Annotated in this window: 1 protein-coding gene and 1 pseudogene; one reads left to right on the forward strand and one right to left on the reverse strand. The window is 76.4% G+C overall.

Annotation, left to right across the window (positions count from 1 at the left end):
• Positions 1-110 (forward strand): annotated as a pseudogene (locus ACEPPI_RS37410) (transcriptional regulator); the annotation flags it as partial.
• A gap of 89 nt (positions 111-199) precedes the next feature.
• Here ACEPPI_RS37410 and ACEPPI_RS37415 read toward each other — a convergent pair.
• Positions 200-12622: SDR family NAD(P)-dependent oxidoreductase (locus tag ACEPPI_RS37415; RefSeq protein ID WP_373919729.1), on the reverse strand; the 12423-nt coding region annotated here is incomplete at its 5' end.

The following is a 12622-nucleotide window of genomic DNA, read 5'->3' on the forward strand; positions in this document are numbered from 1 at the left end:
TGGACCCGGCGCGCACCCTGTTCCCGGTCTCGGGGACGGCCGTGCGCGCGGACCCGGCCGGATGCTGGGAGTTCCTGGGACCGGCCGTACGGGCCGCCCTGACCCGGCGGGGGGGGGGGGGGGGGGGGGGGGGGGGGGGGCGCCCCCCCCCCCCCCCCCCCCCCCCCCCCCCCCCCCCGGCGGTCTCACGGCGCGTCGCTCAGGAGGCGCCGAGTTCGTCGTCGAGCAGGTCGAACAGCTCGTCGTCGGTGGCCGTGTCGAGGTCGTCGTCGCCGTCCTCGTCGGCCGCGGTGCGACCGGTGTCCTGGCCCGCGCCCCACTTGGCCATGAGGGCCTGGAGGCGCATCGTGATCCGCGAGCGGGTGACGCTGTCCGCGTCCGCCGCCTCCGCCGCACCCAACGCGGCTTCCAGCCGGTCGAGTTCGCCGAAGACGGTGGGTCCGTCCGCGTCGAGGGAGAGGGCGGAGCGCAGGTATCCGGCGAGCTGCTCGGGGGTCGGATGGTCGAAGATGAGCGTGGCCGGAAGGCGCAGGCCGGTGGCGGCGCCGAGCCGGTTGCGCAGCTCGACCGCCGTCAGCGAGTCGAAGCCCAGCTCCTTGAACGCGCTGCCCGGCGCGATGGCGGCCGCGCCGCTGTGGCCCAGGACCTGGGCGACGTGGGTGCAGACGGTATCGAGCAGGACCCGGTCCCGTTCGGCGGGCGGCAGTTGGGCCAGCCGCTCGGCCGTCGAGCCGGGGGCGTCCGCAGCCGCCCCGCCGTTCGCCCTGCGGCGTACGGGGGCGCGGAGCAGGCCGCGCAGCAGCGGTGCGACGTGGTCGCCGGCCTGGGCCTGGAGCGCCGCCAGGTCGATCCGGGCGGGCACGAGCAGGCTGGTGCCCGCCGGGTCGCCGGTTTCGGGCCGGGCCGTCGGCGTCCGCAGCGCGGCGTCGAAGAGGGCCAGTCCGTCGGCGGGCGACAGGGCGTCCATGCTGCCGCGGCCCAGGCGCTGCCGGTCCTGGTCGTCCAGGGTGGAGGCCATGCCGGCCTCGTCGTCCCACAGGCCCCAGGCGAGCGAGAGGCCCGCCAGGCCGTGGGCCCGGCGGTGCTGGGCGAGGGCGTCGAGGAAGGTGTTGCCGGCCGCGTAGTTGGCCTGTCCGGCGTTGCCGAACACGCCGGCCGCCGAGGAGAACAGGACGAAAGCGGCCAGGTCGAGGTGCCGGGTCAGCTCGTGCAGGTTCCAGGCCGCGGTGGCCTTGGGCCGCAGCACCGTCGCGATCCGCTCCGGGGTGAGCGAGGTGACGGTGCCGTCGTCGAGCACACCGGCGGTGTGCACGACGGCCGTCAGCGGGTGCTCGTGCGGTACGGAGTCCAGCAGCGCGGCCAAGGCGTCCCGGTCGGCCGCGTCGCAGGCCGCCCAGGTGACCTGGGCGCCCGCCCCGGTGAGCGCGTCGGCGAGTTCGCCGGCTCCGGCCGCCGCGGCGCCGCGCCGGCTGGTGAGCAGCAGGTGCCGCACCCCGTGCTCGGCGACGAGGTGCCGGGCGAGCAGGCCGCCGAGGGTGCCGGTGGCCCCGGTGATCAGGACCGTGCCCTCGGGGTCCGGCAGGGCGGGCAGGCCGTCCGCCGGGGCGGTGAGGGCGGCGCGGGCCAGCCGGGGCACGCGTACGGCCCCTTCGCGCAGGGCGAGTTGGGTCTCGTCGGTGGCGAGGGCGGCCGGCAGGGCCTCGTGGGAGGCGTCCCGGCCGTCGAGGTCGACCAGGACGAACCGGTCGGGGTGCTCGGCCTGGGCCGAGCGCACCAGGCCCCACACCGCTGCGTGCGCGAGGTCGGTCACGTCCTCGCCGGAGTCCGTGGAGACGGCTCCCCGCGTGACGACCGCGAGCCGGGATCCGGCGAACCGCTCGTCCGCCAGCCAGCCCTGTACGAGGGTCAGCGCGTGCCCGGTCGCGGCGTGCGCGGCGGCCGCCGCGGGCGGGGCGGCGAGGTCGGGGGCCAGGGAGACGAGGACCGTCTCCGGCACCGGCTCCCCCAGGGCCCCGGCCAGGTCGAAGGCTTCGCCGAGGGCGTCCAGTTCGGGGTGGGTAGCCCCGGCCGGGTCCTCCAGCAGCCCGGCCCGTTCCAGCCCGGCGCCCGCCTTCAGCGGATCGGCGCCCAGCAGTGCCCACGGCCCGCCGGAGCGCACCGGGGTGTCGGGCAGTGCCAGGGCGGTCCAGTCGATCCGGAAGAGCGCCTCGCGCACGGGACCCGCGCCGGGCCCGCCGGCGGCGGTGAAGCCGTCGGCGGCCAGCGGGCGCAGGACGAGCGAGTCGACGGTCAGGACGGGCTGTCCGGCGCCGTCCCACAGGGTCAGTGCCACCGCGTCCCGGCCGGCCGGTGCCATCCGTACGCGCAGGGCGGCGGCCCCGGCGGCGTGCAGTCGTACGCCGTCCCACGAGAAGGGCAGTCGCGCGCCCGCCGGGCCGTCGGGGAAGAACTCCCCGAGTCCGACGGCGTGCAGGGCGGCGTCGAGCAGCGCCGGGTGCAGCCCGTAGGGGGCCGCCTCCGCGAGGCGGTCCTCGGCGAGGGCCACTTCGGCGAACACCTCGTCCGCGAGCCGGTAGGCCCGGCGCAGGTTGCGGAAGGCAGGGCCGTAGCCGAGGCCGATGGAGTCGAAGCCGGGGTAGAGCTCGTCCACGGCACACTCGACGGAGCCGGCCGGGGGCCACTGCGCCAGGGTTTCCGCGTCGGCGTCCTGGGATCCGGGGGCCAGTACGCCGTCGGCGTGCCGGGTCCACGGCCCGTCGGGGGCGCTGTCCTCGGGGCGCGAGTACACCTGGAAGGCCCGGCGGCCGGTCGGGTCCGGCTCGGCCACGGCGAGCCGCAGCTGCGTCCCGCCCGACTCGGGCAGCACCAGGGGCGCTTCGAGCGTGAGGTCGTCCAGGCGGCCGCAGCCCGCGTGGTCGCCGGCCCGGACGGCCAGTTCCACCAGCGCGGCGCCCGGCACCAGGACGGCTCCGGCGACGCGGTGGTCGGCCAGCCAGGGGTGGGTGCGCAGCGAGAGCCGCCCGGCGAAGAGGAACCCGTCCGAGTCGGGCAGGTCGACCGCGGCCCCGAGGAGGGGGTGGGCGGTCGCGCCGAGTCCGGCGGAGGCGACGTCGCCCGCGAGGGCGTGGACGGGGGCCTCCAGCCAGTACCGCTGCCGCTGGAAGGCGTAGGTCGGCAGGTCGACGCGGCGGGCGCCGGTGCCGGTGAAGTACGCGCTCCAGTCGACGCGGACACCGCGCAGGTGCGCCTGGGCCAGGGCCGAGGCGAGGGTGGCCCCTTCGGGACGGTCCGCGCGCAGGACGGGGAGGCCGGCCGCCGCCCCTTCCTGGGCGAGGGCCTCTTGCGCGAGGGCGGAGAGGACTCCGTCGGGGCCGAGTTCGAGGTACGTGGTGACCCCGGCGGCCTCCAGGGCGCGGATGCCGTCGAGGAAGCGGACCGACTCGCGGACGTGCCGCACCCAGAACTCGGCCGAGCCCATCTCGTCCGAGACCAGGGCACCGGTCAGGTTCGAGACCACCGGGATCCGCGGGGCGGTGTAGGTGAGCCCGGCCGCAACCCGGCGGAAGTCCTCCAGCATCCCGTCCATGTGCGGCGAGTGGAAGGCGTGGCTCACCGTCAGCCGCTTGGACTTCCGGTCCGAGAAGGCTTCCACGACGGCGGTCGCGGCGTCCTCGTCACCGGCGATCACGACCGAACGCGGACCGTTGATCGCGGCGATGCTCACCCGGCCGGTCAGCAGCGGCAGGACCTCGTCCTCCGCAGCCTCCAGCGCGATCATCACCCCACCCGAAGGCAGCGCCTGCATCAACCGCCCGCGGGCGGACACCAGCATGCACGCATCGTCCAGCGACAACACCCCCGCCACATGCGCGGCAGCGATCTCACCGATCGAATGCCCGGACACGAAGTCCGGCCGCACACCCCACGACTCCAGCAGCCGGAAGAGCGCCACCTCGACGGCGAACAGCGCGGGCTGGGTGTACTCCGTACGGTCCAGCAGAGCGGCATCCGTACCGAACAGCACCTCCCTCAGCGGAAGTTCCAGCCGCTCGCACACCGCATCCAGCGCGGCGGCGAACACCGGCTGAGCCTCGTACAGCTCACGGCCCATCCCAAGGCGCTGGCTGCCCTGACCGGTGAACAGGAAGGCGAGCTTCCCGCCGGCCGGCGAGCCTTCCCATACGCCCGGCGCCCACTCGCCCTCGGCGAGCGCGCCCAGGCCTGCCAGGAAGCCTTCGCGGTCGTCCGCGACGACGGCGGCCCGCCGGTCCAGGGCGGTCCTGGTCGTGGCGAGGGAGCGGCCGATGTCGGCCGGGGACAGGTCCGGGTGGTCGGTCACGTGCGCCGCGAGCCGGGCGGCCTGGTCGGCCAGGGCCTGGGGGTCCTTAGCCGACAGGAGCCACGGCAGGCTGCCGGGCGTCCGCGTCGCGGCTTCGGCCGGGCCGGAGGCCGGCGGCTCGGGGGCCTGCTCGATGACGGCGTGGGCGTTGGTCCCGCTGAAGCCGAAGGAGGAGATCGCGGCGCGGCGCGGCCGGCCCGTCTCCGGCCAGGGGGTGGCCGACTCCAGGAGCGAGACCGCTCCCGCCGTCCAGTCCACGTGTGGGGTGGGCTCGTCCACGTGCAGGGTCTTGGGCAGGACGCCGTGCCGCATCGCCATGATCATCTTGATCACGCCGGCGACACCGGCGGCGGCCTGCGTGTGGCCCATGTTGGACTTGATCGAGCCCAGCAGCAGCGGACGGTCCGCCGACCGGTCCTGGCCGTACGTGGCCAGCAGCGCCTGCGCCTCGATCGGGTCGCCGAGGGTGGTGCCGGTGCCGTGCGCCTCGACGGCGTCCACCTCGGCGGCGGACAGACCGGCGTTGGCCAGGGCCTGGCGGATGACGCGCTGCTGGGACGGGCCGTTGGGTGCGGTCAGGCCGTTGGAGGCGCCGTCCTGGTTGATCGCCGAGCCGCGGACCACCGCGAGCACAGGGTGCCCGTTGCGGCGGGCGTCGGACAGGCGCTCCACCAGCAGGACGCCGGCGCCCTCGGCCCAGCCCGTGCCGTCGGCACCGGCGGAGAAGGCCTTGCAGCGGCCGTCGGAGGCCAGTCCGCGCTGGCGGCTGAACTCCACGAAGGCCGCGGGGGTCGCCATCACGGTCACGCCGCCCGCCAGGGCGAGCGAGCACTCGCCGCTGCGCAGGGCCTGCACCGCGAGGTGCAGGGCCACCAGGGAGGAGGAGCAGGCCGTGTCGACGGTGACCGCCGGGCCCTCCAGGCCGAACGTGTAGGAGAGCCGGCCGGAGATGACGCTGCCCGCGTTGCCCGTGCCGAGGAAGCCCTCGACGCCCTCGGGCAGGGCCGCGAGCCGGGAGGCGTAGTCGTGGTACATGACGCCGGCGAAGACGCCGGTCCGGGTGCCGCGCAGGGAGCGGGGGTCGATGCCGGCCCGCTCGAAGGCCTCCCAGGAGGTCTCCAGCAGCAGCCGCTGCTGCGGGTCCATCGCGACGGCCTCGCGCGGCGAGATCCCGAAGAACGCCGGGTCGAAAGCGGAGGCGTCGGCGAGGAAGCCGCCCTCGCGGGCGTAGCTCGTGCCTTCCCGGCCCGGGTCGGCGTCGAAGAGGCCGTCGACGTCCCAGCCGCGGTCGTCGGGGAACCCGGACACCACGTCGCGGCCCTCCAGCACCAGCCGCCACAGGTCCTCGGGTGACTGCACGTCCCCGGGGTAGCGGCAGCCCAGGCCGACGATCGCGATGGGCTCGTCGTCCCGCAGGGCGACGGCGGCCGGTGCGGCGGGCGCGGCGGGGGCCGCTCCGAGCAGTTCGGTCCGCAGGTGCTCGGCGAGCACCGCCGAGGTCGGGTAGTCGAACACGAGGGTGGCGGGCAGGCGCAGGCCGGTGGCGGCGCCGAGCAGGTTGCGCAGTTCGACGGCGGTCAGCGAGTCGAAGCCGAGCTCGCGGAAGGACCGGTCGGCCTCGACCGCCTCGGGCCCGGCGTAGCCGAGCACCCCGGCGACCTGCGTACGCACCAGGTCCAGTACGCGGGCCTCCTGCTCGGCGGCCGACAGCCCGGCGAGGGCGCCGGCCGGCGTGTCACCGGCGGCGGCCGGAGCTCCGGCGGCCCGGCGGGTCGGCGTACGGACGAGGCCGGAGAGCAGCGGCGGGAGCATGCCGCCGCCCGCCTGGGCGCGGAGCGCGGCCAGGTCCAGCTTGACGGGCGCCAGCAGCGCCTGCCCGGAGCCGCAGGCGGTGTCGAACAGGGACAGACCCTCGGCCGGCGACAGGGCGTTGACCCCGCCACGGCCCATGCGCGAAACGTCCTCGGCGTCCAGCGCGCCGCCCATACCGCCCACTTCGGCCCACAGGCCCCAGGCGAGGGAGGTCGCGGCCAGGCCGTGGGCCCGGCGGTGGGCGGCGAGGGCGTCCAGGAAGGTGTTGGCAGCGGCGTAGTTGGCCTGGCCCGCGCCGCCGAACACACCCGCGGCGGAGGAGAACAGGACGAACGCGGACAGGCCGAGACCGGCGGTCAGCTCGTGCAGGTTCCACGCCGCGTCCACCTTCGGACGCAGCACCGCCGACAACCGCTCCGCCGTCAGGGAACCCAGCACCCCGTCGTCCAGAACACCGGCCGTGTGCACGACCGCCGACAGCGGACGCTCGGCCGGGATCCCCGCCAGCACGGCGGCCAGCGCCTCCCGGTCGGCCACGTCACAGGCCGCCCACACCACCTCGGCGCCCAGCTCCGCCAGCTCCGCCGACAGCTCCACGGCACCCGAAGCCGCCTCACCACGACGGCTCACCAACAGCAGGTGACGCACCCCGTGCTCGGCCACCAGATGCCGGGCGAACAAGCCACCCAGCGAACCGCTCGCACCCGTGACCAGGACCGTGCCCCCGGCATCCCACGCAGGAGCCGCATCAGCCGCGACCACAGCCCGCGCCAGCCTCGGCACCAGCACCGAACCACCGCGCACCGCAACCTCGGACTCACCCGACGCCAGGGCCGCCACGAGCGCCCCCTCGGGCAGGGGCGCGCCGTCCTCGTCCAGGTCGACCAGGGCGAACCGGCCGGGGTGTTCGGTGGCGGCGGACCGGAGCAGGCCGACGAGGGCTGCGCCCGCGAGGTCACGGACGGGCCCGGCGGGCTCCTGCGCCGGCACGGCGCCCCGGCTGACGAAGACGAGCCGCGAGGAGTCGAACCGCTCCTCGGCGAGCCAGGCCCGGACGAGGGCGAGCCCCTCGGCCGTCCTGGTGTGCACCGCGGCCGGCAGCCCGGCCCCGGTGGCACGGTCCCCGGCGGCCGGGTCCGGGACGGCGACGAAGACCAGCTCCGGCACCTCGGCGCCGGAGGCCGCCAGCTCGGTGAGGTCCGCGTACGCGGGGCCTTCCAGGCCGGGGACCGGCCCGCCCACCACGGCGGGTGCGGCGCCGGCCGGAGCCGTCACCGTCCGCCCCGGGGACAGCGGCGTCCAGTCGATCCGGAAGAGGGAATCGGGGCGGCCGTCGCGGGCGGCCTCGCCGATCTGCCCGGACGAGAGGGTCCGCAGGGACAGGGAGTCCACCGAGGCGACGGGGCGCCCGGCGGGGTCGGCCAGTTCGAGCGAGACCGCGCCGGACCCGGCGGAAGCCAGCCGGACCCGTACGGCGGTGGCCCCGCTCGCGTGGAGCCGTACGCCGGTCCACGCGAAGGGCAGCCGCGCGCCCTGAGCATCGCCGGCCTCCGGGCCCGCCGCCAGGGCGGGGTCGAGGGCGAGGGTGTGCAGGGCGGAGTCGAACAGGGCGGGGTGGAGCCCGTACGCGTCGGCATCGCTGTGCGCGCCCGTCGGCAGGGCGAGTTCGGCGAAGAGTTCGCCGTCCCGCCGCCAGGCCGTGCGCAGGCCACGGAACAGGGGTCCGTAGCCGAGGCCGGAGGCATCGAGCAGCGCGTAGGCCTCCTCCACGGGGGCCGGGACCGCTCCGGTCGGCGGCCAGGGGGCGAGGTCGGCGCCGGCCGGGCGGACCTCGTCCGCGAGGAGTCCGGCGGCGTGCCGGAGCCAGGGCCCGTCCTCGGTGTCGGCCGGGCGGGAGTACACGGCGACCGGGCGGAGCCCGGAAGCGTCGGGCGCCCCCACCGTGACCTGTACCGTGACGGCCTCGCCCGAGTCGGGGAGGACCAGCGGCGCCTGGAGCGTCAGCTCTTCGAGGGCCGGGGCCGCGACCCGCTCTCCGGCGTGCAGGGCCAGCTCGACGAAGGCCGTGCCGGGTACCAGGACGGAGCCCGTGACGGCGTGGTCCGCGAGCCAGGGGTGGGTGCGCAGCGAGAGGCGGCCGGTGAGGACGCAGCCGTCGGCGTCCGCGAGGGACACCGCCGCGCCGAGCAGGGGGTGTCCGGCGGCCGCGAGGCCGAGGCCGGTGGCGTCGGCGGGCAGCGGGGCGCCGGGCTCGGGCCAGTAGCGCTCGCGCTGGAAGGGGTAGGTGGGCAGGTCGACGCGGCGTGCGCCGGCCGGGGCGAAGTGGGCGTGCCAGTCGACCGCCGCGCCGCGTACGTGGGCCCGGGCGAGGGCCGTGGCGAGGGTCTGCGCCTCGGGCCGGTCGGCGCGCAGCGTGGGGGCGAAGGCGGCGGCGGCGCGGTCGGTGACGCAGTCGTGGGCGAGGGCGGACAGGGTGCCGTCGGGGCCGAGTTCGAGGTACGTGGTGACACCGGCGGCTTCCAGGGTGCGGATGCCGTCGAGGAAGCGGACGGCCTCGCGGACGTGGCGGACCCAGAAGTCCGCCGAGCCCATCTCGTCGGAGACGATCGCCCCGGTCAGGTTCGACACGACCGGGATGCGCGGGCTCTCGTACGTGAGCCCCTCCGCGACCCGGCGGAAGTCGTCGAGCATGCCGTCCATGTGCGGGGAGTGGAAGGCGTGGCTCACCGTCAGCCGCTTGGACTTCCGGTCCGAGAAGGCTTCCACGACGGCCGTCGCGGCGTCCTCGTCACCGGCGATCACGACCGAACGCGGACCGTTGACAGCAGCGATACTCACGCGCTCGGTCAGCAGCGGCAGGACCTCGTCCTCCGAAGCCTGCACCGCGATCATCACACCGCCCGAAGGCAGCGCCTGCATCAGCCGCCCGCGGGCGGAGACCAGGGCGCACGCGTCGGCGAGGGAGAGGACGCCGGCGACGTGCGCCGCCGCTATCTCGCCGATGGAGTGTCCGGCGACGAAGTCCGGGGTGACGCCCCAGGATGCGAGGAGCCGGAAGAGCGCGACCTCGACGGCGAACAGCCCCGGCTGGGCGTACTCGGTCCGGTCGAGCAGCTCCGCGTCCGTCCCGAACAGGACGTCCTTGAGCGGCAGTTCGAGGTCGAGTCGGGCGCAGACCGCGTCGAAGGCGGCCGCGAACACCGGTTGGGCGTCATACAGTTCGCGGCCGGTGCCGAGGCGCTGGCTGCCCTGCCCGGTGAACAGGAAGGCGGTGCGGCCGCCCTTGCGGACGGTGTCGCGGGTCAGGCCGCGGGCCGGCCGGCCGGCGGCGAGCGCGTCGAGGGCGGTGGCGGCCGTGGCCAGGTCCTTCGCCACGATCACGGCGCGGTGGTCGAAGCCGGCCCGGGTGGTGGCCAGGGAGTAGGCGAGGTCGGCGGGCGCGAGGTCGGGGTGGGCGGCCAGGTGGGCGCTCAGGGCGCGGGCCCGGTCGGCGAGGGCCTGCTCGGTGCGGCCCGAGAGCGGCAGCGGCAGTGCCGGGAGGGCCCGGACGGGGTCGGCGGCCGGGGGCTGTTCTGCGTCCGGGGCCTGCTCGATGATGGTGTGGGCGTTGGTGCCGCTGATGCCGAACGAGGACACGCCGGCCCGGCGCGGACGCCCGGTCTCCGGCCACGGAACCGACTCGGTGAGCAGGCTGACGGCGCCTGCCGACCAGTCCACGTGCGGCGACGGTCGCTCCGCGTGCAGGGTCTTGGGCAGGACGCCGTGGCGCATCGCCATGACCATCTTGATGATCCCGGCGACGCCGGCGGCGGCCTGGGTGTGCCCCAGGTTCGACTTGACCGAGCCCAGCAGCAGCGGCTGCCCCTCGGGCCGGTCCTGACCGTAGGTGGCCAGCAGCGCCTGCGCCTCGATCGGGTCACCGAGGGTGGTACCGGTACCGTGCGCCTCGACCGCGTCCACCTCGGCGGCCGACAGGCCCGCACTCGCGAGGGCAGCCCGGATCACCCGCTGCTGGGACGGGCCGTTGGGCGCCGTCAGGCCGTTGCTCGCACCGTCCTGGTTGACGGCCGAACCCCGCACCACCGCCAGCACCGGATGCCCGTTACGGCGGGCATCCGACAGCCGCTCCACGAGCAGCATGCCGACACCCTCACCCCAGCCCGTACCGTCGGCGTCGGCCGAGAAGGCGCGGCAGCGGCCGTCGGCCGACAGGCCGCGCTGGCGGCTGAAGCCGACGAAGGTGCCCGGGGTGGCCATGACGGTGACACCGCCGGCCAGGGCCAGGTCGCATTCGCCGGTGCGCAGTGCCTGGATCGCCATGTGGAGGGCGATCAGCGAGGAGGAGCAGGCGGTGTCGATGGTGACGGCGGGGCCTTCGAGCCCGAAGGTGTAGGAGACGCGTCCCGAGGCGATGCTGCCCGTGCTGCCGGAGCCCAACGAACCGTCGGCGCCGTCGGCGGACCGCTCCAGCAAGGCGGCGTAGTCGTGGTACATGACGCCCGCGAACACGCCGGTGCGGCTGCCGCGCACGCCGGCGGGGTCGATCCCGGCCCGCTCGAAGGCCTCCCAGGTGGTCTCCAGCAGCAGCCGCTGCTGGGGGTCGGTGCCGACGGCCTCGCGCGGGCTGATCCCGAAGAACGTCGGGTCGAAGGCGGCGGCGTCGTGCAGGAAGCCGCCGTGGCGGGTGTACGAGGTGCCGGGGTGGTCGGGGTCGGGGTGGTAGAGGTTCTCGACGTCCCAGCCCCGGTCGGAGGGGAAGCCGGTGATGGCGTCGGCGCCGCTCTCCAGCAGCCGCCACAGCTCCTCGGGGGTGGTGACGCCGCCGGGGTAACGGCAGCTCATCGCCACGATGGCGATCGGATCGTCCTCGCCGCCCACGGCACCGGTGCCGGGCGTGGCGGCCGCGTCCTGGGCCGCGGCGGCCCCTCCGCCGAGTTCGGCGGCCAGGTGGCGGGCCAGGGCGGTGGAGGTGGGGTGGTCGAAGACCAGGGTGGCGGGCAGCCGGCGGCCGACGGCCGCGCCGAGCCGGTTGCGCAGCTCGACGGCGGTCAGCGAGTCGAAGCCCAGTTCGCTGAAGGCGGCTCCGGCTTCGACGGCGTCCGGGCTGCCGTGGCCCAGTACGTCGGCGACGTGGCCGAGCACCAGGTCGAGGAGCAGCCGTTCGCGCCCGGCGGTGTCGAGGCCTACGAGCCGCCGTTCCAGCGCGGACAGATCCTGCCCGGTGGCGTCGGCGCTCGCGGCCGTACGGCGTACGGGGGTGCGGACCAGCCCGCGCAGCAGCGGGGCGACGGGCGTTCCGGGGGCGGGCGGGGCCAGCCGCATCGGCACGAGGAGGGCACTGCCCGCTCCGCCCGCGGTGGCGGTGTCCGCAGCGGCATCCGTGCCGGTCGCGGCGAGGGTGTCGGCGAGGTCGAGGAGGGCCAGTCCGTCGGAGGCGGTCAGTCCCTGCACGCCCCCGCGCTTCATCCGGTCCAGGTCGGCACGGTCGAGGGCGCCGGCCATGCCCTCGGTGTCGTCCCACAGGCCCCAGGCCAGGGAGACGGCCGGGAGGCCCTGGGCGCGGCGGTGCTGGGCGAGGGCGTCCAGGAAGGAGTTGGCGGCGGCGTAGTTGCCCTGCCCGGGTGCGCCGAAGACGCCGGCGGCGGAGGAGAAGAGCACGAACGCCGACAGGTCGAGGCCCCGCGTGAGTTCGTGGAGGTGAAGGGCCGCGTCGGCCTTGGGCCGCAGGACGGTGTCGAGGCGTTCGGGCGTCAGCGAGTCGATGACTCCGTCGTCCAGGACGCCGGCGGTGTGGACGACCGCGCGCAGCGGCCGGTCGGCGGGGACGGTGGCCAGCGCGGCGGCGAGGGCCTCCCGGTCGGCGGCGTCGCACGCCGACCAGGCCACCCGTGCGCCGAGGCCGGTGAGTTCGCGCGTCAGCTCCGCGGCGCCGGGCGCGGTGTCGCCGCGGCGGCTCAGCAGCAGCAGGTTCCGTACGCCGCGCTCGGCGACGAGGTGGCGTGCGACGAGCCGGCCGAGGGTGCCGGCGGCTCCGGTGATCAGGACGGTGTCCTCGGCGCCGTACGCGGGCGCCCCGGCCGGGGTGCTGCCCGCGGCGGCGGGGACGCGGGCCAGCCGGGGGGCGTGGGCGGCGCCTTCGCGCAGGGCGAGCTGAGGCTCCGGGGAGCCGAGGACGGAGGCCAGGACGGCCGCGGTCGGCTCGGCCGGTACACCGGAGGCGTCGGTCCCGTCGGTGTCGAGGAGGACGAAGCGGCCCGGGTGCTCGGACTGGGCCGAGCGCACCAGGCCCCAGACGGCGGCGGAGACGGGGTCGGGAACCCGGTCGCCGGTGCGGACGGCGACCGAGCCCCCGGTCAGGAGGACGAGCCGGCTGTCGGCGAGCCGGTCGTCGGCGAGCCAGCGGCGCAGCAGCCGCAGCGTGCCGTGCGCGGCCGCGCGGACGGCGCCGGGGGTCGGCTCGGGCGCGGCGGG

This window comes from Streptomyces sp. AB3(2024), assembly GCF_041862025.1.
In the GTDB taxonomy this organism is placed as follows: Bacteria; Actinomycetota; Actinomycetes; order Streptomycetales; family Streptomycetaceae; genus Streptomyces.